At 37.7% G+C, this 24,023-nt stretch carries 22 protein-coding genes and 1 pseudogene; 18 read left to right on the forward strand and 5 right to left on the reverse strand.

Features of this window, described 5'->3' with window-relative positions:
- From N784_RS10555 to N784_RS10620, 15 genes are all read left to right on the forward strand, one after another.
- The coding region (locus N784_RS10555) for a hypothetical protein (protein ID WP_036834747.1) at positions 1-1,169 on the forward strand (1,169 nt) is incomplete at its 5' end.
- Between the two features lie 37 nt (positions 1,170-1,206).
- A complete protein-coding gene (locus tag N784_RS10560; protein WP_036834748.1) occupies positions 1,207-1,602 on the forward strand; it encodes a hypothetical protein in 396 nt (131 codons plus the stop codon).
- 161 nt (positions 1,603-1,763) lie between these two features.
- On the forward strand, positions 1,764-3,788 hold the full coding sequence (locus N784_RS10565; protein ID WP_232306009.1) for an LTA synthase family protein: 2,025 nt from the start codon (positions 1,764-1,766) through the stop codon (positions 3,786-3,788).
- Complete coding sequence (locus tag N784_RS10570; RefSeq protein WP_036834752.1) at positions 3,788-4,660, forward strand: ATP-binding cassette domain-containing protein; 873 nt, start codon at positions 3,788-3,790, stop codon at positions 4,658-4,660. The genes N784_RS10565 and N784_RS10570 overlap by 1 nt, the downstream gene beginning before the upstream one ends.
- A 744-nt stretch (positions 4,661-5,404) precedes the next feature.
- Entirely contained in the window at positions 5,405-5,575 is a 171-nt protein-coding gene (locus N784_RS16835) for a hypothetical protein (RefSeq protein WP_198134421.1), read from the forward strand.
- A 126-nt stretch (positions 5,576-5,701) separates the two neighbouring features.
- The gene (gene tnpA, locus N784_RS17250; protein WP_408633519.1) at positions 5,702-5,794 is read left to right on the forward strand and encodes an IS66 family insertion sequence element accessory protein TnpA; all 93 of its coding nucleotides are present in this window, start codon (positions 5,702-5,704) and stop codon (positions 5,792-5,794) included.
- A 140-nt stretch (positions 5,795-5,934) separates the two neighbouring features.
- The gene (locus N784_RS10580) at positions 5,935-7,848 is read left to right on the forward strand and encodes a BglG family transcription antiterminator (RefSeq protein WP_052127265.1); all 1,914 of its coding nucleotides are present in this window, start codon (positions 5,935-5,937) and stop codon (positions 7,846-7,848) included.
- Positions 7,845-8,279 (forward strand): PTS sugar transporter subunit IIA, encoded by a 435-nt coding sequence (locus N784_RS10585; protein WP_036834753.1) that lies wholly within the window; start codon positions 7,845-7,847, stop codon positions 8,277-8,279. The genes N784_RS10580 and N784_RS10585 overlap by 4 nt, the downstream gene beginning before the upstream one ends.
- 15 nt (positions 8,280-8,294) lie before the next feature.
- Positions 8,295-8,579, forward strand: a complete 285-nt coding sequence (locus tag N784_RS10590) for a PTS sugar transporter subunit IIB (protein WP_036834754.1) — start codon at positions 8,295-8,297, stop codon at positions 8,577-8,579.
- Positions 8,580-8,624: 45 nt separating this feature from the next.
- A complete protein-coding gene (locus N784_RS10595) occupies positions 8,625-9,902 on the forward strand; it encodes a PTS ascorbate transporter subunit IIC (protein WP_036834756.1) in 1,278 nt (425 codons plus the stop codon).
- 14 nt (positions 9,903-9,916) lie between these two features.
- The gene (locus tag N784_RS10600; protein ID WP_036834758.1) at positions 9,917-10,657 is read left to right on the forward strand and encodes an SIS domain-containing protein; all 741 of its coding nucleotides are present in this window, start codon (positions 9,917-9,919) and stop codon (positions 10,655-10,657) included.
- A gap of 12 nt (positions 10,658-10,669) precedes the next feature.
- The gene (locus N784_RS10605) at positions 10,670-12,076 is read left to right on the forward strand and encodes a hypothetical protein (RefSeq protein ID WP_036834759.1); all 1,407 of its coding nucleotides are present in this window, start codon (positions 10,670-10,672) and stop codon (positions 12,074-12,076) included.
- A 261-nt stretch (positions 12,077-12,337) separates the two neighbouring features.
- Complete coding sequence (locus N784_RS10610; protein ID WP_036834760.1) at positions 12,338-13,798, forward strand: nitrilase-related carbon-nitrogen hydrolase; 1,461 nt, start codon at positions 12,338-12,340, stop codon at positions 13,796-13,798.
- Positions 13,799-13,812: 14 nt separating this feature from the next.
- Positions 13,813-14,352 carry a LytTR family DNA-binding domain-containing protein gene (locus N784_RS16010; protein ID WP_052127266.1) on the forward strand — a complete coding sequence of 180 codons (540 nt, stop codon included), beginning with the start codon at positions 13,813-13,815 and terminating at the stop codon, positions 14,350-14,352.
- A 6-nt stretch (positions 14,353-14,358) separates the two neighbouring features.
- Entirely contained in the window at positions 14,359-14,778 is a 420-nt protein-coding gene (locus tag N784_RS10620) for a hypothetical protein (protein WP_036834761.1), read from the forward strand.
- Between the two features lie 60 nt (positions 14,779-14,838).
- Here the strand turns inward: N784_RS10620 and N784_RS10625 are convergent, their stop codons facing one another.
- Positions 14,839-16,047 (reverse strand): spr1629 family repressor/antitoxin, encoded by a 1,209-nt coding sequence (locus N784_RS10625; protein ID WP_036834764.1) that lies wholly within the window; start codon positions 16,045-16,047, stop codon positions 14,839-14,841.
- A gap of 30 nt (positions 16,048-16,077) precedes the next feature.
- Positions 16,078-16,821, reverse strand: a complete 744-nt coding sequence (locus N784_RS10630) for a spr1630 family ClpXP-sensitive toxin (protein ID WP_036834765.1) — start codon at positions 16,819-16,821, stop codon at positions 16,078-16,080.
- A gap of 228 nt (positions 16,822-17,049) precedes the next feature.
- Here N784_RS10630 and N784_RS10635 point away from each other — a divergent pair.
- A pseudogene (locus N784_RS10635) lies at positions 17,050-17,555 on the forward strand (ferritin).
- Positions 17,556-17,594: 39 nt separating this feature from the next.
- Here the strand turns inward: N784_RS10635 and N784_RS10640 are convergent.
- Positions 17,595-18,575 carry a ring-cleaving dioxygenase gene (locus N784_RS10640; RefSeq protein WP_036834766.1) on the reverse strand — a complete coding sequence of 327 codons (981 nt, stop codon included), beginning with the start codon at positions 18,573-18,575 and terminating at the stop codon, positions 17,595-17,597.
- Between the two features lie 197 nt (positions 18,576-18,772).
- On the opposite strand from N784_RS10640, the gene N784_RS10645 reads away from it, so the two are divergent.
- A complete protein-coding gene (locus tag N784_RS10645; protein ID WP_036834767.1) occupies positions 18,773-20,233 on the forward strand; it encodes a protein adenylyltransferase SelO in 1,461 nt (486 codons plus the stop codon).
- Positions 20,234-20,262: 29 nt separating this feature from the next.
- Positions 20,263-20,826 (forward strand): NUDIX hydrolase, encoded by a 564-nt coding sequence (locus N784_RS10650; protein ID WP_036834769.1) that lies wholly within the window; start codon positions 20,263-20,265, stop codon positions 20,824-20,826.
- An 87-nt stretch (positions 20,827-20,913) separates the two neighbouring features.
- On the opposite strand, the gene N784_RS10655 is transcribed toward N784_RS10650, so the two are convergent.
- On the reverse strand, positions 20,914-22,914 hold the full coding sequence (locus N784_RS10655; RefSeq protein WP_036834771.1) for an iron ABC transporter permease: 2,001 nt from the start codon (positions 22,912-22,914) through the stop codon (positions 20,914-20,916).
- A complete protein-coding gene (locus N784_RS10660; RefSeq protein WP_036834772.1) occupies positions 22,911-23,891 on the reverse strand; it encodes an ABC transporter substrate-binding protein in 981 nt (326 codons plus the stop codon). Before N784_RS10660 ends, N784_RS10655 begins: the two co-directional genes overlap by 4 nt.
- Positions 23,892-24,023: the final 132 nt, after the last annotated feature.

Below are 24,023 nucleotides of genomic sequence, written 5' to 3' on the forward strand. Positions count from 1 at the left end.
ATGATAGGTGTGGGCTATTTGACGCTTACATTACATCAAGTGTTTACTCGAATGAAAATTTAAAATATTATTATACAAGTGATTTTGTAGACAACATTATGTATGTGGACGACCTAGATATTGAAGATTATGCTAATGACACATCTGAAAAAAGTTATAATATCGAAAATTATGAAGTAAATATATTAAAAGATTCCCCTATCAATTTTGTGGTACATATTTGGGTTAAGGACATCCAGAATGAAAATATAACTTTTTATTTAAATAAGGCATTTAAAGTGTCTACGATATTTTCCGATAACAATCAATTGTCATTTCAACAAACAGGTAATGAAGTAACAGTTACACTTAATAGTATGCAAGAACAGGAGTTAGTGTTTAATTATGAAGGGGTAGGAACTGCGTTAAACCCTGTAAATGAAAATTATGTTTTTTTACCATACTTTTTTAGATGGTTACCCACTAACAGTTCTACCGAAGATTACGTTTTTAATGAAAACTCTTTAGATTATCAACCATTTGAAAATGAATGTGTAGGTATTAAAAATTTTCAGGTCGATTTAACAAGTATAATAGTACAAGAATCTCATGATTGTTTTTCAATAATTAAAGGTGATTTTATCAGTGACAAGGTATCTGATGTCACATATCATATACCTAAAACTTGGGCTGGAAATGCTAAGAATCCAAATTATTATTATACGGAAATCAGAAGTGAAATAGTAGATTTTTTTAACAAAGAATTTGACACTTCTTATACTCTCAAGCCAAAATCAGTAGTTTTTTTCCCAAGATTTGAAGATAGTCCTATATTAAGTTTAAATGATGTAAGGTTAAATAATGATCAAGATATAGTTTTTATAAATCCATTTATAAATATAAAAGATAAAAATTTATCAGAGCATATTTATAGTAAAACGCTATTTGCAACTCCTTTTGCTTTAATTAGAGAAAATGTAAATAGTGCTAATTTTGAAGATTCTAAAATATTCTCTGGATTGGTTACCATCCATTTTGCAGAAAATGAAGGTTACATATTAAATCAGGAGATACTAAATAAAATCAATACCCTATTACCACAAGAATTACAAAATTTTCAAAAACTAAGTGAGGACAACAGACAAATTATTTTACATGATTTATATAATTCTATTATTAATAATAATTAAATTTAAAGAATAGTAAATCTTGAAGGGAGGTGAGAAAATGTTAACAGAGGTTGTAAATAATAAAAAGAAAATCCTACTTGCTACTCTAGTATTAGTCTTTACTCTATTATTTACTGTAAATACTGTATATGCGGCTACAGCTACGGCACACATTTATCCAGGCAAGACTTCAGATACGAGCAGTAAGATAACAGCCACTAAATCAAATGGTTCTTTATCTGTGGTATCTGGTGGGCCAAATTATTATGTTAAAGGTTATGCAAAGAGATCTATTAATTATTGGCCGGATTCAACGGCAGCTTCTATAATTGCTTACCCAGGAAAAAGTAGGTCTACAAATTTTAGTGCTAATTCTGGCTCGAAATATTATGCACAAGCTAATGCACAAACTGGATCTACAGGGGTTTATGGAGAGGCTAAGATTCGTTTCTAGATTGGATTGTAAGATGAAAGAAAATCCATTTTGTTTAATGTTATTTATAAACCACATGAAGTCGAGTTTATAAAATTTGATTCCATGTGGTTATTCTTAAAACAAAAATTCAATAAATTATGAAATGAGTGTTAACAATGAGGCTGTTCGGAAGAATTTCTTTGTTCTATGCGAAACAAATGATAAAATCTCCAATTTACATTGGAACACATATATTCCTACTACTAATGCTTATAATTAGAGTAATAATAAACATTAATAGTGAATTTAACTATAATGACTTTGGAAACTTTATAGGTGAAATGACTATAATTATACATGTAGTCTTTTTAAGTTTTATGGTTTTCTTTTACATATTTCTCTCTAATGAGTACAGGTATGGTGCCAGCCAATTATTTGTAGGTTCTTTAAAAATTACTTATATTAGATTAGCAGCTATGTTTATGAACCATTTTCTTTTTCTATTCTTCTTTACTTTTTTTCAGATAGTAATTATATTTTTATATTTTTATTATTCCAATATTGCTTTCTCTTCATTTTATATAGAAACATTAAACTATATTTTTATTTATTGGTGTGCCCCATCTATTCTCTCATTTTTGATTGGTGTCCTTTTGGCAATAACTTTTGGAAGAAGAAACATAACTCTTATTTTTATATTAATAATATGGGTATTGGTTGGTCCTATGAACGCCATTTTTTTCTATGACTTTTTTAGTTCTTTAGATGAAGGCGATGCCGGCTATTTGTTATTATTAACACCCTTAAATACTGATGATGTATATCGTGATATTGTTGGATATAATATGAGTAATTCGATATTGATTAGTAATATTTTTTGGTGTTTAATACTATGTTCATTAATTATTTTCTCATTAATGAAAGCCTCCTATGCTAGAAAAGCCAAAATTCTAAATGTGATTATTGTGGCATGTCTTCTATTTCTAAGTTTTACTATCTATCCGTTTGCACTCACGGGAAAAAATCCTGTATTTAATTATAATCAAATAATTAATGAAGCTAAGTATTCTCAACAAGAGTCTCCTTCTATAAGTGACGACTTACTTGCTTACGATATAAAAAATTATGATATAGAAATTTCGATGAAAAAAAAACCCCAGGTCAATGTCAAACTTGAATTGAATATCTATGAAAACCCGCCTGATGAATTAGCATTTTCACTTTATCACTCCATGAACGTAGAAAGAGTTAAAAACCATTATAATCAAGATATTAATTTCACTCAAAATGGTGATTTTGTATTTATTAGTAACCCGACAGAAGAATTAGTATTTGAATATGTGATGGAAGATTCATCTTTATTACCAGCATCTAAATCTTATTTATTTTTACCTTATTATATTAATTGGTTGCCCAGTAAGTCACAACATCCACAGTTAATGTATGATCAGGACACGAATGAAGAAATAATTTTGGTTAGCAATAAACAACCTGCAGACTATAAGTTATTATTTAATGGAGATATTGAATATTATACAAGTTTATCTGACGAAACAGGAGATAAGCACTTTGGTAAACAAGATAAAGGGCTTACATTAATTGCAGGTGAGATACGAGAAAACACCATCAAAGATAACAATATAATAGTTCCCAAATCATGGCCAAATATAGATAATAGTTGGTCGGGCTATTATGATGATTTAGTAAAAACACATTTATTTTTAACTGAAATGTTTAGCTTAGAAAATGTAAAACTACCAAAGGATATTTTAATCCTAAGCCCACATTTAAAATATGATTCTTTTCAAAACAAAAATCATCTGCTTATTCATCATACAACCTTACTTGAATTAAGCGATTCGACTCATGAAATACCAGAAGTATATATCAATGGATTGTTATGGAACAATAGAGAATCCTTTAATTTGGATAGGGGGCTAATGGAAGCTTTTAATGAAATGCTAAATTCATTTTTACTAGATGAAATAACGTTTAGCAGTTCTAACTATGTTAACTCTTCATTTGATTTAACGCCATCAAGACCAGTTGCTAGGTATGATGATATTTACGAATTAGGAATAGATATATTTTACGAAAAATTTGTTCAGATGACTCAAGATCAAAAAAAGGAGTTTCTTATAGAATGGTATGATAACTTTGAAGAAATTAACAATTGGGAAGAGGCTGTAATTTTCATAGAAAGTTTTATAAGGGAGCAGGTTTAATGATTGAAATTTCTGGTTTAACTAAACGTACAAAGAAAAAAGAGATTTTAAGAGATATAAACATAAAAATGGATGGAATTTATGGATTAATTGGTCCTAACGGTGCAGGTAAAACAACCCTAATGAAAATTATATCTGGACTTACGTCTATGAGTAGTGGACGAATTTCGATTAATGGGGAAGATTATACAAAAGGGAAGTATTTAAAACAAAATAAGCATACAGCATACCTCCCTCAAGATTTTATGATTTATCCTAAAGTAACGGTAAATGAGGCTTTAGATCACATAGCACTCCTTAAAGGAATACTAGATAAAAACGTAAGAGAACAAAAGGTATACAATTCTCTAAAAGAAGTAAATTTACTAGAACATAAGGGTAAAAAAATGTCACAATTATCTGGAGGGCTACGTAAACGAGTAGGTATTGCACAATTATTACTTGATGAACCAAGCATTTTACTTTTTGATGAACCGACTGCCGGGTTAGATATAGAAGAAAGAATTCGTTTTAGAAATTTACTGAAACACCTTGGGGATAATCATGTAATTGTTATATCCTCACATATTATTGAAGATATTGAATTCCTTGCGACAAGGATAGGCATTTTAAAGGAAGGAAAGTTATTATTTGAAGGAACACCAGAGAAATTGAAACAAGCTGCTGAGCAAAAAATATGGACTGCGCAAATACCATTAGAGGAATTAAGTAAATTCATATTAGATCAAGACGTTATTTCTCTAACTGAGGAGGGGAAAAATGTAAATGTTAGAGTTTACTCTTCCACCTCAATAAATAGTAGTAGCTATGAAATTGCAACTCCCAGATTATTAGATGGTTATTTAAGTGTAATAAGGGAGCATAAAATATGAAAAACAAATTAGTAAAAATTCTTTTATTATTCAAATTTGATTTAAAAAACACTGGTGTAATTTGGTTTTTTCCGTTAGTTATGTGGGTTATTTCCGTTATATATCTAATATTACAAGTACCTATAGATCAATCGAGTATCTATAATAGTATTATTATGTTTCAAGGCTTCTATGTACCATTCATAGGGTTTGGTATTATGTTTAGATTAAAAGAGTTGTATGAAGATGGCGCTAGTGAGAGTCTTATGCCATATTACACTTTAAACCTCCCTTTGGATATAGTACGTTATCTCTTATTGCACTTTTTTGGAGTAATAATCTGGTGCTTAGTTTTTTCAATAAAGTACGATATTAATCTAATATGGCCGATAAACATCATACACTTTTTTTTACTTAGTATTCTTTTTATTTTCTTTAGTACAACTTTAATTATAACAATCAAACATATAGAGTTTTCGTTAACAGTTTTATTAACATATGTGGTAATTGAAATGGCTACATTAGGGGAATTTATGCCATGGCCGCATGTTTTTATATTTGATCAGGTCTCATTGTATCCTGAATTGAGATTAAAGTTTGTATTCATTTGTTTCTATATCATTTGTTTAGTATGTGCTACTGGGATATTAATAAAGAGAGACTCAACTAAGAAAACAAATTCAATTTGACTACCACTGTAAAACAATGAAAAAACTGTTGTAATGGGGAGGTATTTTTCGGAAAATTAATAGGGAGGTGATAATAATGGGGTTATACTACTTTTTATTGATGTTTATTGGAATAGTATTATTAGTGAGAGGATTGTTTAAAAATGATGGAACGAAGAAAATAAAGATAGTCTATATTGTTGTAGGAGTAATTATTATAATACTGTCCATAATACTACTCATGCCCGGTACTATATTTGAATGGTGATTGATTACCAAATGTATTTCTACACTCTATTGTGAAATGAAAGTAAGCGTCAAATACTACACACATATGCAACTTCGCCTCCAGATGAGATAATCTTCATAGATTAATTCTCGAAGGAGGCTTTTTATGTCAGATAAACAGTTAGAATGGGAGACAAGAATGGATCAATGGTGCGAAAGCGGCCTTAGTATGGCTGCTTGGTGCCGTAAAGAAAAGTAAGCGTCAAATAGCCCAGACCTGAATGATAGGTGTGGGCTATTTGACACTTACCTTTAAAATATTATATTGCCACAGCTGTGATATATATCAGTCTTTAACATGAATCGGGACGAATATATAATAACAGAGAGGGTGAGTATATGTTTTCGTCCAGACAAAAGATGTTACTAGCAAAGCTTTTAGATAGCAATCAGTATGTCACAGTTGCGTTTCTAGCAAAGTGGCAAAATGTAAGCGGAAGAACAATTCGCTATGATCTAGATGCGATGGATGCCATATTAAAGGATATGGATATTACGCTTACTAGAGTGCCTGGTAAAGGTGTACTATTACACGTTAGTGAAGAAAAACGTTCTATTTTGCTCTCCATTGCGGAAGGTAATCAGATTACATTTGACAAGTGTATACAGCTTACGATGATCAGCTTGTTTGTGGTGATGCGGGAAACAGTCACAATTCAGCAATTGGCTGACGAATTTCACTTAAGTCGCTCAAGCATTCAGAAATATCTTCCCGAAGTAGAAGAAATGTTGGATCGTTTCGATTTACAACTAACGAGATTAGCGAGAAGAGGGTTTCGGGTAAATGGAACAGAACGTAGCTTGCGGCGGGCACTCTATCATCTTCTTACGGATGTACAAGTCGATCTTGAAAAAGCGAAAGGGTGGCTTACGCTTGAAGAACACGAAGGCAATGAGCTGCTCTTGCAGTGGCTCGATTCATGCCAGGAGGAGCGTGGAGTTTATTATAGTGAAAATTCCCTCCAAGTTCTCTATATTTTTCTAGGGTGGTGGTATAACCATATTTTAAATGGTCATTACGTTTTTGTGCCGCAGAATCAAAGGGACAAAAAGGCTTATTATCTTGGAAAAGTGAGAGAATTTCTCACGTGTACGATTGACGATAGTCGTGTGCTTGAGCATGAGAGTGCCTTTCTAGATAATCTCTTTGATCAAGCAAAAGTCGTTTCTTATAAGAAGAACGCTATTCAATGGGGGAATTACGACAAGGAGAAAACATTTAGTACGTATCTTGTTAAACGAATCTCTGCTGTTTTGCAAGTCGACTTGACCACAGATGAAAAATTGATGAACGATTTGACGTACCATATCAAATCGGCGATTCTTCGAAGTGAGCAAGGGGTGGAAATTGACAACCCTTATACTGAAGAAATTAAAGTTAGGTATCGGGCTATTTATGAAATGGTCCACCAAATTACTTGTGATATGGGGTATCCGCTGTTAGCAGCTGAAGTTGCCTTTATTACGATGCATATTAGTGCTAGTTTTGACCGAAGCAAAAGCAGACGATTTATACCAACAGTCATTGTTGTATGCTCCACAGGTCTGGCCACCTCCTCCATCTTGACGACGAAGCTTTCGCAGGTGGAACCAGGTTTTCGAATAATAAGCGTTGTCAACACAGAAGACCTTGCTCATGAACTTGAGGAACATGATGTTGATTTTGTCCTAACCACACAGGAACTTAACATGAAGCTATGGAATCAAGTGAAAATCTTTCGAGTGAGTCCACTTTTGAATGATGATGATAAACGAACGATTCAACATGAAGCTCAGAAAATCATTAACCGCAAACAGCTGGAGCTTTTTAACCAAGTGTACGCCAGTGCTGCTCCAGTTGTTGAACCAACGCTTTTTGATGAAACCGTTCACTTTGCGAAGACAAGTGATTGGAGAGAAAGTGTATCCCTTGCAGCTCAGCCACTTTTGCAAAAAGGTTACATTCGCCAGGGGTACATTCAAGAGATGATTATGTCTGTTGAGAGAAATGGAACATATATGGTGTTTCTTCCGAAAATTGCATTTGTCCATGCTGGCCCAGAAAATGTTATCAAGGAAGGCATTAGTATGACTGTCTTTGATAAGGAGATCGATTTTGGTTCATTTAACCCCGAAAAAGTAAAAATCGTTATCGTCCTAGCGATTAAGGAAGCGCACAATCAAGATTTTCTTCAGCTGTTCCGCTATTTAGAGTCTCCTGAGGTGAGAGAGCGGTTATCGGCGAAGAAGAGTGGAGGTAAGGAAGAAACGTGAGAGAAGAAATAATAAAACAAGAACATATTATTACTGGTATTCAGGTGGCGAATTGGGAAGAAGCCATTCAGGCATCAGGTGATTTACTTATAAAAAGTGGCGCTGTCAGCACTGAATATGTAAAGCAAATGATTCAATCGGTGAAGGATAATGGCCCTTACATTGTCATCGGCCCTGGTATTGCTATGGCCCACGCAAGACCGAGTGAAGCAGTACGGGAGAATGCTATTTCCCTTGCCGTATTAAAAGAGGCGGTGAGCTTTGGTCATGAGGAAAATGACCCTGTTGATTTAGTTTTTTCCTTTTCTGCGAAAGAAGCAGATTCCCATTTAAAAATGATGGAGAGCCTGTCACGTGTACTCATCGACGAACAGAAAGTCGAGCAACTAAGGCAAGCAAAAACAGCAAAAGAAATTTATCAATTACTATAGAAGGAGTGTTAATCAATGAGTAAATTAAAAATTATGACGGTATGTGGATTTGGTTTAGGATCTTCCATGGTATTAAAAATGAATTTGGAAGGTGTGATGAAGGACTTAAATATGGAGGCCGATATCTTTACAGGGGATGTTGGTTCTGCCCAAAGTACCCCTGCAGATTATATTTTCACAAGCAAAGAACTTGGGGAAAAGCTAAAGGAATCTGTTAGTGCTCCAGTGGTTATCATCAATAGTTTTGTGAACAAAGCAGAAATTAAAGAAAAAGCGGAAGAAGCAATCGTACGTAAATAGCGGCGGTTTGGTTTTATTCATTCACTAGCACAGGGGGTTATAATTATGCAATCATTTATGAACTTTTTGGTCGAGATTATTCGTGAGCCTGCTATCTTTTTAGGGCTCATTGCCTTGGTTGGTTTGCTGCTCTTGAAAAAAGACTTCTCTTCCGTTGTTTCAGGAACAACAAAAACCATTATAGGTGTCGTCATACTAACGCAAGGTACGAACATTTTAACAGGCTCGATCGCACCATTAACAGAAGGATTTAACTTAATGTATGACATTCCAGAGTCAGAAGTAGCACCTGCTCTTGGATCAGATACAGTCTTAAGTGAGTACGGGACTGAAATTGGTCTTGCGATGTTAATTGCCTTTGCAATCAATTTAATTGTGGCTAGATTTACACCAATCAAACATGTTTTTTTAACTGGCCACATGTTATTCTGGTTCCCGTTCATTTTTGTCGCAGTAGGGGTTGAAAATTCTTTAAGCAATACACAGATTATTTTGTTTGCTGCCATCATGACTGCTATTTATATTATCGTAGCACCTGCCCTTTTGCGGCCGTTCGTTCGCAAGGTTACGGGCTCTGATGATTTCATTATTGGCCATCCGACAACCATTTTGTCGTTAATTTCTGGGTGGGTCGGTATGCTGTTTGGCACAAAAGGTAAATCATCAGAAGATATTAAATTCCCTAAATCATTAGAATTTTTGAGAGAAATTAGCATTACATCGTCGATCACTATGTTTTTTGTTTACTTCATTGTCAGTCTTATTATTGGCTTTGATTCAGCTGCGACTGCCTTTGGAGCAGATCAAAGTATTTTCATTTTCAGCATTATGCAAGGGATTCTTTTCGGTGCGGGGCTTACCATTTTACTACTCGGGGTAAGAATGATGCTTGCAGAAATTATTCCAGCATTTCAAGGTATTTCACAGAAGTGGATCCCCAATGCGGTTCCTGCTCTTGATGCGCCTATTCTATTCCCGTTTGCACCAAATGCGGTTCTCATTGGATTTATTGTATCCATGATTACATCGGTAGCCACTATTTTTATTACAGGAAGCCTAGGAGTGTTCGGCTTTGTTATTGTGCCGCTCACCATTACCTGTTTCTTTGAAATTGGAACAGCGGCGATTATTGGTAACGGAACAGGCGGTTTAAAAGGGGCAATTGCAGGCTCAGCAACAGCTGGAGTAGTGATGGTATTGCTTGTGGGCATATCGGTACCCGTATTAAGTGGCACTGTATCCGACTGGATTGTCATTTTTGGCGGGAACGATTTCTCCCTCTGGTCATTTATCGGTGACACCATTTTGAAAATCCTTCCATAAAGGGGAACACATCTATGTCGTATATCAAACAATATTATGATAAAGTTCAACAACTGCTTGGCCAAGTTCTAGAGGAACAAGAACAGCTTCTAGATGAAGTTGCTCAATTGATGGTAAAAGCAGTAAAAGAGGGTAACTCATTGTATCTCTTTGGAGCCTCCCACGCGGGTATCGTTGCGGAGGACGCATTTTACCGGGCGGGGGGATTTGCCCTATTTAATCCGATCTTTAGTCCAGCATTGATGCTCAATGTGGAGCCGGTTACGCTTACTTCCAAAGTCGAACGCTTGGAAGGCTACGGGCAAATTCTTTTACACTCTAAGCCGGTTAAGGCTGGTGACGTGATTTTTATTCACTCTGTTTCTGGGAGAAATCCCGTAGCGGTTGATCTTGCCATTGAGGCAAGGCAACGAGGCATGAAAGTAGTCTCGTTAACCAATCTGACGTATTCCAAAAGTGTTACGTCGCGCCATTCCTCTGGTAAACGGCTCTTTGAAGTCAGTGATTTTGTCATTGATAACTTTGGAGAGCCGGGAGATGCGGCCGTTTCTATTCAATCGCTTTCTCAAAAAGTCGCTCCCACTTCCACAATCATCGGTAGCTTTGTCATTCATTCGATTGTGTTGCAAATTATTACCCATCTAGAGCAATCTGGAAGTGATGTACCTATCTTCCGTAGTGCCAACCTAGATGGAGGCGACGACTATAATGAAACGATGATGAGCAAGTATAAAGAACAAATCCACTATATGTAAGGAGCGATTGCATTGAAGAGATATTTGCGTATTTCAGCTATATCTGCGGTAATGATTCTTTCTCTTGCTGGGTGCAGCACAGGAGAAGAGGGAAGCACGGAAGAAGAAAAAAATGCCAAGTCGAGCCAAGATGCGACAGAGGATACAGCTACTAGCGAAGAAATCGAGTGGGAAATTGTTTATGAAGAAGACTTTGAACAAGAGCCACAACAGCTGCTTGATAACGAGTGGATCCACGATGATTTAACAAGTGGAGAAGACAATCAATGGCATGTAGACCATATGGATGACAACGGCGAATACTTCGATGTACGTCAAGGGCCAGAATTTCAGGAAAAACTAGATGAAATGAAGCTGTATCGCCAACAAATCCCTTTTGGTGAAGATGATTGGCTCACTCTAGAACTAGCTGCTAGAGATTTTAATACTAGTAACGAGCAACCTGAAGAAGCTGTACAACCATTCGCAGAAATTGTGGATGATGGAACAGGAAACCAAGTTCTTACGTTAAATGAGCCTGAATACAAAGGTGGCATCCTCGTTCGTAACACGGAGGAATTACCGCAAGAATACCGAATTGAATACGATTTGCATAACGTCAATTTTGGGGGACGCAATGCAGAAGGTGCAATTGAGTACGACGGAATGTACAATGGCTATACAGAAACGGAAGAAGAATTGGACGGTTTCCCGTGGACGAGTGGAGAAGACATTAAGCAAGCCAATGGTTTTTATTATTTAGGGATTATGGATTACGCCAATCCGGCTCCCCATAATAATGCTTTCATTCATAACCACCGCAAAGTCGTCTTTGATAGTTATAGCACGGAAGATTTGCCATACGGTCAAGAAAAACAAATATGCAATACTGCAACAGGTGAAAACTATGATTATTACAGTGATGAAAGTGCACATTTACCGGTCTATGCTGGATTTACGAATGCCTATCATCAGAATTTTTTCAATGAGAACTTGCTTTACCCGCCGATGACAGTTCATAGCGAATGCGGTAGTGTGTCGCAATCAGATAATATTTACTCAGCATTTGAACTTGATCCAGCGGAATTAGACGGAGACGGGCACTACCATATGGCTGTTGAACGACATGAAGATCGCTACGTTATCGAAGTTACAGGCAAGATGTTTCATGATGAAAAAGAACAGACGTATCGATATGAACAAAAGTTTAACGACCCAGAGAATGAAACCATCGTATGGCACTATAACCAAACGGAGGAAGAATACGACGGGGAGTATAATTTCACTGCTACAAGCGAAGGGGATTATGGAAGCTATGAAGTAGAACAATGGCCTGCCGATTCTGCTTACCCTGACTTTTTTGTCATTGGTGACCCGCACTTGAACTACTATGAAGGCGATGCCGTCATTGATAATCTCACTTTTTCTATTCCTAAATAATTTGATTTCATGGAATGGATGAATTATTAATTCGATGAGAGAGCACTGGTCAGCATCTTGATAAATATGCGTTACATCTAAATCAACCGTACCCTAAAAAAATCGGGTACGGTTGATTATTCGTTCCCTCTAATACTGCCCCAATCTCCGCCCTTTATATCGTCCTTCTCACCCCTCGTATTGTCCTTTCTACCGTATTCTTAATGTCGAAAGTAAAGAGTGCTCCTATACTTGTGGTAACAAGGGAAGGGAGCAATCGAGATGAGAAAATATGATGCAATTGTTTTATTCGTTCTAGGTGGATTATTTATGATGTTGAGCAATGGGAAGTTTTTGTTGGCGCCAGCGGCTTGGGTATTTCCCGTCTTATTCTTGTTTGCGATTGAGAAGCTGTCGGTGAGGGTGGCTCTTGTTGCGTTGACGGTTGTCACGGCGTTGAGTAATCAGTTGAGTTTTCATAAGATGTTGCCGAGTTTGGATATGCCATTCTTTGAGTATATTCCGGCGCTAGCTGGTTCTCTTTATGCGCTGCCGTTTATTTTTCAGAAGCTGAGTTTTCAAAAGACGAATGCGTTTGTGGCGACGTTGATCTTGCCGTGTACGTATGCGTTGTTGGACTATATGAATGTATATTTCAACCCGTATGGAACGTTTGGTATTCTTGGTTATTCGCAACATAGCTTCTTGCCGATGGTGCAAGTGGCATCTGTGTTAGGTGTTACGGGGATTACGTTCATTATAATGTGGACGGCATCGATTGTGTATTGGCTTCGTTTGGACATTGGCAAAGGAAAAAGGAGAAAGGTCACTTTGTTGACTAGTTCAGCTTTGCTGTTGATAGTAACGTTTGGTGGGTTACGTGTCGTGCTCACTGAAGAGGTAGAAACAGTAGCTGTATCGGGCATTCATACGTTGGATAGAACGGATACGGCATTGTTAGAAATATTTAATTTACATGAGAAGCAAGATAGAGATTTTTTAGAGAAAACGGAAGAAAATATAGATAAGTTGATTGAAATGACGATTGCCGAGGCGGAAGCGGGCGCTAAAATTATTCATCATTCAGAAGGTGTTGCTCTCCTTGATCATACGCAGAAAACGGCTTATTTAAACAGATTAAGTGCAGTGGCGAAAGAATGGGGCGTGTACATTGTAACGGTGCCTTACGTATTTACTGCTGAAGGTGAACCAAATGAAAATGTTCTATACATGATAGACCCTGCTGGTGATATTGCTTTAGAGCATTTCAAGTATGGTGGTAATTTAATTGAGAAAACGGTTGAAGGGGATAAAAGTATTCAATATGTAGATACGGAATATGGACGCTTATCTGGTATTATTTGCTGGGATAAAGATTTTCCTGCGATTGTAAATCAAGTAGGAGAGAAAGAGGTCGATATGTTATTTATTCCATCTGCGGATTGGAAAGAAATTTCTCCTTACCATACGATTGTTGGTAATTTCAGAGGAGTAGAAAATGGGGCCAATGTTGTAACGCAAACAGTAAATGGCATGTCAATGATCACGGATTACAAAGGTCAGACGTTAGCACAAATGGATCATTTCACGACGGATCATTGGATAATGAGAGGGCATGTACCGATGGAAGGTGCAAAGACGTTGTACTCCATGTGGGGGAAATATGTTGTCTGGTGTATTATAATTGCATTAATGATTTCTATACTATATATCCGGTTCGTTCATAGAAAAAAAGGCGAATAATATAAGGAGTTCAAATGAGATTAGGCCTAGTGTGTAACAACAACAATCGTGAGGAATTATTGGGAAAATTCAAATCCTTAGGGGTAGAAGTGTATCGAAATGCCGACTTGTATATAGTGGAGGAAGGATTGCATGATGGGTTCATGCCGTGTATTGTTTTCCATCCAAATCATCTAAACGATTTATTGGAAGTAGTCCGGCTATTCTCTATGAAAACCGCCACGTCAAAAATTGTTGGCTTTCTCAATGAGGAGTACCATGTCATTAACCACGAGGACATTCTTTATTTTGAAGCGGTTGACTCCTCTGTGTGGTGTCATACAGGAACAGAGGTGTATCGACTGAAAGACAAACTGTACCAATTGGAAGAGCGTTTGCCAAGTGATCGTTTTATTAAGGTAAGCAGATCGTTTATTGTGCATATTGATTCGGTTACGAGAATTATTCCGTGGTTCAATCGTAGATTACTTCTCAAATTTGAACAGTCAAAAAAAGAAGTAGAAGTATCCAAAAATTATGTTGGACATTTCAAAGAGTTCTTAGGAATGAGGTAAGGTGCTATGAAAAAATTTTATTTGGAAGCACTTATTGTGTCAGCATTGGTCGGAGTCTGTATCAGGGCTGTCGTGCTATTAATGATGGGACAGTCGCTATTTACAAGCGTTGAAAATTACTTTTATAGTGCGGTAATTGCAATAGTTTCTTGTACGATTTCCTTTCTCGTTCATGTGAATGTACTGACAAACAGCCGTTATTCGTTTGTCACGAAGTATGTCATTTCCTCTATACTTATTGTTTCAATTTATGTCATCGGTAATTTATACGTTGGAGGTATGTATGTATTCTATCAAATACAGTTTTACAGTTACGGCGCCGCTATCGTGCTCATTTCGTTACCGTTAATTTATTACTTTAATAAGCGAATGATTCGGTTTAATGACTTCTTACAGCTCAAGAAATCTCAGCACGTGAAGGAGTAAGAACATCATCCATGGAAAAAGAGGTAAAACCTATGGTATACATGGGTTTTACCTCTTTTTTTAACCATTCTTTTCATGATGATTAGAGGATAAGTGTGGCACGTTTATTAATTCAAAATCGTTGTTGTTTGTAGTGAAACGGTTAAAAAAGCTCTCTTCAATACCGGTTAGTCGGTGGAAAAAAGTGTTGTCTACCTTCCAGTCTTTTTCACCCATTTCGTAAATATCAATGATGCCTCTTTTGACAACTAAATCAATAATTGATTTCATTTTTTGCGGTTTCTGAATAGGTATAATCTCATCGAGTGGCTCTCTTTGTAAATACCCTTTTCGATGAAGTGCTGCATAGAAATTGCGATGATTTCTGGCATCTAATATTCCTAAACTTGCAGCTCGATATCCTAAAACTTGTAATGATGTTTTCCATTTCTTTTTTAGGTCAAGGTATGCGTCTGGATTCGTGCGGTGGGAAATAGCTTTCATATCAGCTAACACCGATTCTTCAGGAAGGAGGAAAGCACTTGCAAATTGATTGGCTTCATTTTCCACCGCTTTATGCTCTTTTCGATCTAAATTGGTAAACTCAACCCTGTAATGAAGCAATAAGTGACCAAGCTCATGCGCAATATCGAAATTTCTCCGAACAGCCGATCGCTTTAAATTGCCTAATAGGATGAAAGGACGGTCCTGTTTAGTCCATAAACTATATGCGTCCATTTCTTCACCAATGGCTTTTTCAAACATGAACACGCCACTTTTTTCTACTAAAAACATAAGGTTGTCATTGGTTTCTTCGTGTAGGCAAAGTTGTTCCCTTGCTAGCTTGGCTACCGTTTTAATTTGTGTTTCTCTGGCTTCGGTAGATGTATTTACGTAATCAACCACTTCATTCCTTAGTTGAATCATTTTTTGCGTAGGATAGGTTACCTTAGCTGTTATATAATTAATAAAGCTATCTAAAAACTCTATATGTTTAGCTTCTGTTTGCGTTTTAGAAATGCTGTTCATTATTTTGGAACGATATGCAATGTTCATGACTGGTATATTGTTATGATTCTTATATTGACTAAGCACATCTTGATAATAAAAGTATTTGCTTTTTACGTGAAAAATGGATTTCAAATCATTTACAATCTTCATTTTAGGCGAAGTGTATTGATTCTCGTATTGCCAAACTGCCTGTTCTGTTACATCTAACATCTCAGAGAGCTGTTTACGTGAATATCCATGCATGATACGAAGGTTAGTCAAATTTTCACCGATAAACATCATGCTCCCCCTAACTTAAATAAAGTTATTCTATTTTCTTTCCTCATCTCCAATAATTCCAATATCGTATGCGCCAGCGTCTGTTTCATATTCTAAATCGGGTGCGAGAATGGAACGTTCTTCATTAGTTATGTCTGCCCCTGAAATATAGGCTGAGAGATCTTCTATTTCATATGCTATATTGTTGTTTGGGTTCGGTAAATAATGCATAACATTAGAAATTTGGAAAGCTTCATCAATGCTGTAAGTAAGAATATGGAACTCGGTGTATAACGATTTAAGGTGAGTGAGTTCTGTTCTTATTTGGTTCTCTGGAATAAATAATGAAAGCTGTATACTATGTTCATCCGTTCTTTCTTGTTGTTTAGGAGTGGGTGGAAAATCTAGATGTTCGTTTATTTTTGATAGCTCATGAAGATAGGTTCGTCTACCACGTTGACTTTTATTCTTGTTTGGTAGTAAGGCTTGTGAATAATTATCTTGATTAAAATATGCTGCATTTTTGATTAAAAAAAGTTTTTGGGTATCTAAATGAATAAATTGTAGGTAATCCCATGTTAATCCAGCTTTTGCTTTATGGTAGGAAATATTATGATCAACGCAAGCTTCTGCAATTTTATTTTCAATAAAATTACCTTTTGTCCATGCAAAGGCAGAACTTATTTTCATTTTTTCATTGCGCTCTTTTCGTAGTTCGATATATTCTCGATAACCTTCTACAATTGCTTCAACAATCATTTTACTCTGAATCACATCAAATTTATATTGTTCCACAATCAACACTCCTATACAAGAAATATCTTTTACCTTTAGTGTAATTGAAATGAGCGGGTAAAGATATGATAAAATTTATTTTTATTAAAGTTTTCATGATATACAAAGCTTATTTTTATAGTTTTTCTCGTGTTGTTGTGTTTCTCTTCTAGTACCTTGAACCCTTCTCTTGCTATCTCTATACTTAAAAGTGTAAGACTATACTCATATGTGAAGAGGAGAGACGCTATGTTATCTGATAAGCTTCGTGAGGCGTTAATTGATCAAATGAACTATGAATTTTATTCAGCTCATACGTATATTGCCATGGCTTCGTATTGCTCGGCAGAAAGCTATGATGGATTTGCAAATTTCTTTTTGATGCAGGCGGAGGAAGAGCGGTTTCACGCAATGAAGATGTACAACTATCTTCATGATCGCGGGGAGCATGCCATTGTTGCTGGCTTTGAACATCCGAATAATTCTTTTGAACATGTGCTAGATGCGTTTGAGAAGGCGTTGGAGCATGAGAAAGAGGTTACAAAGCGGATTTATCACTTGTCTGATATTGCTTGGGATGAAAGAGAACATGCGACAATCACATTTTGAAATGGTTCATTGATGAGCAAGTAGAAGAAGAAGCATCATTTGATAGCATCATTCAGAAATTGAAGCGTATTATGAATGACTCCAATGCGTTATTTATGCTAGATGCTGAACTGGCGAAGCGCACCTTTACGCCACCAGCGGAATAAGAAAAGAGCTAAGCCTCGACAGGAGGGCTTAGCTCTCATTTATTCGTACTCTTTTGCAATTCGTTTAGTGCTTCTTACTGTGTCAATTGGTCGCACTATGCTTTCGATTTCTGCTCTTTTTGGTTCGAGAAATGGTGGTAGTGCTAGTTTTTCTCCAAGTGTTTCGTATGGTTCGTCTTCCATAAACCCTGGTCCGTCCGTTGCGAATTCGAATAAAATGTTGCGCGTCATTCTGCTGTATAATGATCCGAAGTAGAAGCGATCGACAAAGCCGGATGTAGGTAAGCGGGATTGTTTTAGGTGGGTGTTCCATTTCTCTAATTCAGCACGGTCTTCTACGCGGAAGGCAACGTGATGTACAGTACCATAGCCTTGTCGTGCCTGCTTAAGCTCGGTGTTGTGTTCCACGATGACTTGCGCTCCGTTACCACCTTCGCCTACTTCAAATAAATACTTTTCCTCTTCTTGATCGATTTGTTTAAAGAGCAAGGTATTCTCTAGCAATTGCTTGAATGCTTTTATATCAGAGACGCGAAGGAAGATTGGTCCTAAGCCAGTAATAGCGAATGGTGTTGGGACTGGTCCGTTTTGCCACGGTGTTCCAGATGGGACGCCTTCGTTGTGTTCGTCTGATATCAATTGGTACTGTTGGTCATCGAAGTCTACGAACGATAATGTTTGTTTACCGAATTGTTGTTGAATCCCAGTATGCGGAACGTCTAGTCGATCGAAGCGTTTGACCCAGTATTGTAATGCAGCATCGTCCGGTACACGGAAGGAGGTTTTGGCAATTTCATCTGTTCCGTGTCTCCCTTTTGGTACACCAGGGAAATGAAAGAAGGTCATGTCTGTTCCAGGGCTTCCTTTATCATCAGCAAAGAATAAATGATACGTGCGAATATCGTCTTGGTTGACCGTTTTCTTCACAAGGCGCATGCCTAGCACATAGGTAAAAAATTCATAGTTCTTCTCGGCGCTACTTGTAACGGCTGATACGTGGTGAATTCCTTTTAATTGCATTTGTAATTCCTCCTCACAAGTATATCTTGAATTCGAGATAAATAATCTTAATGCTATTGTAAATGGAAATGGGGAAAAATGCAAATCTTTTATTTTGAAATGGAGATAACAGCACTGTTCAAAAGGTATTGTTACGCAACTACAATTCGGGAATGATAAGATGGATTTATACAACAGATAAAAAAAGAGGGGATAGAATGACATTGAGTGAAACATATTGGAATCTAGAGCATAGTTATGCGGAGTTGCCGGATAGATTCTTTTCGCACATGGCGTTAAATCCGGTTCCATCTCCGCAAATCGTGTTAGTAAATAAAAGGCTAGCTGATTCGTTACGATTAGATGTGGAGAAGCTTCAAGATGTTAAGCGGGTAAAAGAATTCGCAGGTAATGAAGTTCCTGATGGCGGTTTACCGATAGCACAAGCGTATGCAGGGCATCAATTTGGTTATTTCACCATGTTGGGCGATGGGAGAGCGGTGTTACTAGGAGAGCATGTTACGCCTGATGGAAAACGGGTTGATGTCCAGTTGAAAGGGGCTGGGAGAACGCTGTATTCTCGTGATGGTGATGGGCGCGCGACACTTGGGCCAATGCTTAGGGAGTACGTCATTAGTGAAGCAATGCATGGATTGGGCATTCCAACGACAAGGAGTTTAGCGGTTGTGACGACAGGGGAGCGTGTGTTTCGAGAAAAGTGGTTACCTGGGGCAATTTTAACTCGTATAGCTTCAAGTCATTTACGTGTTGGTACGTTTCAATATGCGGCTAATTGGGGCAGTAAAGAGGAACTTCAAGCGTTAGCAGACTATGCGATTCGTCGTCATGATCCAGACATTGCTGAAGATGAAGCACGCTATTTGACGTTTTTGGAAAATGTAATGAAACGACAAGTTGATTTGATTGTAAAATGGCAACTTGTCGGTTTTATTCATGGCGTGATGAATACGGATAATATGACGATAAGTGGAGAAACGATTGATTACGGCCCGTGTGCGTTTATGGATACGTTTGATCCGGAGACTGTATTTAGTTCCATTGATAGACAGGGAAGGTATGCCTATCGCAATCAGCCACCTATTGCAGGGTGGAATTTAGCGCGCTTTGCGGAAGCGTTACTACCACTAATCCATGAAAATCAGGAGCGTGCAATTGAATTAGCGGAGAAGAAGCTTAATGCCTTTCCGCAGCTGTTTGAGGAGAAATGGTTAAATGGAATGCGTGCCAAGTTAGGTTTGTTTAATGAAGAGAAAGAAGATGAGAAACTAGCCAAAGAGCTACTTGGCATGATGCATCATTACGGGGCAGACTATACGAATACGTTTCGCGCTTTAACGTTAGAAGCACAAGGGAAAGAGGAAATGTTTACATCGGAGGCATTTACGAATTGGTATGAGAGATGGCAAGCGAGACGAAAGAGACAACAAGCGTCGGCAGAAGAGGCCAATGAGCGGATGCGCAAACATAATCCAGCTATTATCCCGCGAAACCTTTATGTAGAAGAAGCGTTAGAAAAAGCGGTAGAGCACGGAGATTATCGTGTGTTGAACCGTTTGCTAGACGTACTTGCTGATCCTTACGCTTATTCAGAGAAGCAGAAAGCATATGCTGTTGTGCCGCAATCTAATGGTTCATATAGAACATTTTGCGGGACGTAACGGATAAAAAAACATTGGGGGGAACGAAGATGAAACAAGGTTTACGAGCTACATGGCAACATCAATTAGAACAATATATGATGCATTATCCAAAGGAAGAGAGTCAGTTAGGACAGTTAATGAAAGAGCGAGCTGCAGAAGGAGATTTATTTGATCGCAAAAGGTTGCCAGGGCACATTACAGGTAGTGGCTTTATATTGGACGAAGAGCATATGTTATTGATTTACCATCCTTTTCTTAAGATGTGGATTCAGCCAGGTGGACATGTTGAGGCGGGGGAATCACCATTAGAAGCGGCAATTCGTGAAGTGAAAGAAGAAACGGGTATAGATGTTCATCTCCATCCATGGCATGATCGATACCCAATTCCTTATGATATTGATATTCATGAAATTCCAGCCAATGAAAAGAAAGGGGAACCAGCTCATTATCATTATGACTTTCGCTTCTTGTTTCAACCACAGAAGAATCAAGCGGGTAACTTATGTCAAACGTGTGATCGAGAGGATATTCAAATGGAATGGTTGCCGTTAAATGAAGTGAAAAAGACAGATCTTCGTTTCGTGGTAGAGAAGGTAAAGCCGATAAAGTAAACGTGCAAATCGGTGTTGATCTTTTTGCACCATTGTAAAAAGGGCTCCAATCATCGTTTTTTCGATAATGGGAACCCTTTTTATTATTTATCTCACAGATACTTTACCTGCTTTCTTTAACAAGTAAAGTAGGTAAGGAGCTCCAACTAATGACACCATGAGTCCAGCTGGTATATCATTTGGTGCTAATAAGTAGCGTCCAAGGAAGTCAGAAATGGTTAAAAGGATGCCTCCTAATAATACGCTTACGGGAAAAATGTATTGGTGCTTAGATCCAACCATGCGTCTGGCTGCATGTGGAGCAAGAAGTCCAATAAAGCCGATTGTACCAACGATGGCTGCACTTATGCCAGCTAGCGTGACGCCCATCATAATCATGGTAAGGCGCATTTTTACTGTTGGTACACCTAATCCGATGGCTACTTCGTCTTTGAATACGAGTACGTTAAACGTCCGAGTGAAGTAATGAATGATCGGGAAGAAAATCACAATGGTAAGAAGTGCAATGATTACTTCTTGCCAATTACTTCCGTATGTACTCCCTGAAATCCATGTTAATGCTTGAGTGACATGTAATTTTGCTTTGACAATTAAAATTTGAATCATTGCGGAGAACATAGCGGAAATACATACACCTATTAAGACGAGCATGACAGGTTGGAATCCGCTTCGATAAGTAAGGGTTAGAATGATTCCCATGGCAAGTAAGGCTCCGAAGATGGCGCCAGCAGGAACGAAATAAAATGGGAGGCTCGGGAAAACGATTAATAGAATCATTGCCATCATCCCAGCTCCAGATGTGACGCCTAGTACAGAAGCATCTGCTAATGGATTACGTAACACCGCTTGAAAAATCATCCCCCCCGCTGCCATAATCATTCCAACGAGAAAACTCACTAGGACGCGTGGCACTCGAAAATCCCATACGTAAAGGTTGTGTGCCATTTCATGAAAGATTTGGGTGATTGGTGTAAACGATGTTCCGCCAAATAATAAACTTACGAACACTGTACCGGCAGCGAGAATGGAAGCAACAACAATCGCTAATCCTTTGCGCTGGAAGAAGTCGTGCCCTCCTAACATAGCTGAAGAGGAGGAGGCCTTTCGATTCGCCCCCATTTGAATTGCTAAATAAACAAGCCAAGGTCCTCCAATTAAAGCGGTCATCGCGCCTACTGGTAATTCACTCGTTTGGGAGACGAGGCGAACAAGAATATCCGCCATTATTAATAGCATCGCCCCGATTATCATGTTGGCTACAATCATGCTGAAGTGTTTATGAAAGCCGATTAAACGGACAATATGAGGGGCAATGATCCCTATAAACCCAATAGGGCCAACGACAGCTACCGTAACAGATACGAGGAAAATGGCTACAAACCAGCCGATTAATTTGTTGCGATCAACCTTTTCACCTAATCCGATGGCGGTTTCTTCATCAAGCAGTAGAATATCTAATTTTCGGCTAATGAGTAAAGCACCTATAATGAAAGCAACAACCCACGGCCAGGCGAATTGTACACCAGACCAATCAAGTTGTAGCAACGTACCTGAACCCCATAAGAATAATCCACTTACTTCATTGGCATAAAATAATTGTAAAGCACCTGTTAAGGAAGCAAATAACATGCTTACAATCATTCCTGTTAAAGCAACACGGACAGGATCAAGTGTTTTACCAACTAGTAGCCAGACGAGTAGTGCTGCGACTAATCCTCCGCTAAACGTAACGAGTAAAGGGAAGGCACCACTAATTTTCGGCATAAAAATGGTTGTTGCAACAACGAAAAAATATGCACCCGAATGAATACCTAGCGTGCTAGCACTAGCTAAAGGGTTTTTTGTAATCGTTTGCATAATCATTCCAGCAATGGCTAAAGCAGCACCAGCGATACAACCAATAACGAAGCGTGGTAATCGCTGGTATAATAAGAAGTTCATTTGTTGCTCATCGTTCATCAATTGCTGCCAAAATGCAATATAACCAGGCGATGATTGCCCTTGACTAAGGTGCACAGAAGCTAGTAAACCAAATAGCGCTATGCACCCTAGTAATAAGGTGATTTGCTTCATGTGACGAGAAATCATTGTGCTTCTTCTAGCGCCTCAAGCAAGTTGTCGACTAACGTATGAGCAGATAAAACGCCACCAAATGTCCACGTATCTCCACCGATGTCTACCATGTTGTTTTCTTTCACAAATTGTAATTCATTCCACGCCTTATTCTTTTCTAAGTTCTCAAATAGTGGGTCGTCTTCCTGTACAGCGTGAATAAACATCGCATCTTCATACTTAGCAAGGCCCTCTACATTCGCATCTGTAAAGCCCCATGGTGCATCCTGGTTATCTGTAATCGAATTTTCTAACCCGACGTTTTCTAACACGTTACTCACCATAGAATTTTTCGTGAATAAACGGAAAGAAGGAGTGTTATTGGAACTGAATGCTTGAGTAAAGACAAATTGTTTTGTTGGTAAATCCATTGCTTCAATTTCTTTAGCAGCATCTTCATATTTCGCATCTAAATCATTTATGGCTTGTTCAGCTTCATCTTCTTTTTGCACGAGAGAAGCAGTTTTCTTGAAGGTTGTTAACGTATGCGCATATAGATTTTTAGTTGCTTCTTCAGAAGTAGAATTATAAAAAACAGTTGGAGCAATTTTCTCTAAATCTGCTTGGATTTTCTCATGATTCGTCGCGCTCGTAATAATGGCATCTGGCTCTAACTTCGCAATCTCTTCTAAGTTCGGCTCTGTTCTTGTTCCAACATCGATAACATCGTCATTTAGCTCTGCCTCAATATCAACCCATTTCTCAAAGCCATCGATATCAGCTACTCCAACAGGCTGAATACCTAATGCGAGTAGTTGTTCAACATAATTCCACTCCAATACTACGATGTTTTTTGGTACTTCATCGAAAGTAGCTGTTCCTAGTGCATGTTCAACCGTAATTTGTTCTTTGTTGTTGCTTGTATCTTCTCCAGCTTCTTGATCTGCCCCTTTTTCCGCACAAGCAGTTAAAGCTAGCAATAAGGCAACCATTAAGACAAGTAGTTTCTTCATGTGTGACGCTCCTTTTATTTAAAGTATAATAACATTCACAATGCTTACAGTTTGGAAGATGTTGATAATCATTATCAATTAACATAAATATAATAGCATTTGGCAAGCGGAATGGCAAGAGGATAGAGACTA

Origin of the sequence: Pontibacillus litoralis JSM 072002 (assembly GCF_000775615.1) — a bacterium.
Lineage (GTDB): Bacteria > Bacillota > Bacilli > Bacillales > BH030062 > Pontibacillus > Pontibacillus litoralis.

Bases quoted from the DNA above. Each gene is read 5' to 3' on its own strand.
- N784_RS10560 (WP_036834748.1), top strand. From the start codon at position 1,207: ATGTTAACAGAGGTTGTAAATAATAAAAAGAAAATCCTACTTGCTACT.
- N784_RS10570 (WP_036834752.1), top strand. From the start codon at position 3,788: ATGATTGAAATTTCTGGTTTAACTAAACGTACAAAGAAAAAAGAGATT.
- N784_RS16835 (WP_198134421.1), top strand. From the start codon at position 5,405: ATGGGGTTATACTACTTTTTATTGATGTTTATTGGAATAGTATTATTA.
- tnpA (WP_408633519.1), top strand. From the start codon at position 5,702: ATGTCAGATAAACAGTTAGAATGGGAGACAAGAATGGATCAATGGTGC.
- N784_RS10580 (WP_052127265.1), top strand. From the start codon at position 5,935: ATGTTTTCGTCCAGACAAAAGATGTTACTAGCAAAGCTTTTAGATAGC.
- N784_RS10590 (WP_036834754.1), top strand. From the start codon at position 8,295: ATGAGTAAATTAAAAATTATGACGGTATGTGGATTTGGTTTAGGATCT.
- N784_RS10595 (WP_036834756.1), top strand. From the start codon at position 8,625: ATGCAATCATTTATGAACTTTTTGGTCGAGATTATTCGTGAGCCTGCT.
- N784_RS10600 (WP_036834758.1), top strand. From the start codon at position 9,917: ATGTCGTATATCAAACAATATTATGATAAAGTTCAACAACTGCTTGGC.
- N784_RS10610 (WP_036834760.1), top strand. From the start codon at position 12,338: ATGAGAAAATATGATGCAATTGTTTTATTCGTTCTAGGTGGATTATTT.
- N784_RS16010 (WP_052127266.1), top strand. From the start codon at position 13,813: ATGAGATTAGGCCTAGTGTGTAACAACAACAATCGTGAGGAATTATTG.
- N784_RS10620 (WP_036834761.1), top strand. From the start codon at position 14,359: ATGAAAAAATTTTATTTGGAAGCACTTATTGTGTCAGCATTGGTCGGA.
- N784_RS10625 (WP_036834764.1), bottom strand. From the start codon at position 16,047: ATGTTTATCGGTGAAAATTTGACTAACCTTCGTATCATGCATGGATAT.
- N784_RS10640 (WP_036834766.1), bottom strand. From the start codon at position 18,575: ATGCAATTAAAAGGAATTCACCACGTATCAGCCGTTACAAGTAGCGCC.
- N784_RS10645 (WP_036834767.1), top strand. From the start codon at position 18,773: ATGACATTGAGTGAAACATATTGGAATCTAGAGCATAGTTATGCGGAG.
- N784_RS10650 (WP_036834769.1), top strand. From the start codon at position 20,263: ATGAAACAAGGTTTACGAGCTACATGGCAACATCAATTAGAACAATAT.
- N784_RS10655 (WP_036834771.1), bottom strand. From the start codon at position 22,914: ATGATTTCTCGTCACATGAAGCAAATCACCTTATTACTAGGGTGCATA.
- N784_RS10660 (WP_036834772.1), bottom strand. From the start codon at position 23,891: ATGAAGAAACTACTTGTCTTAATGGTTGCCTTATTGCTAGCTTTAACT.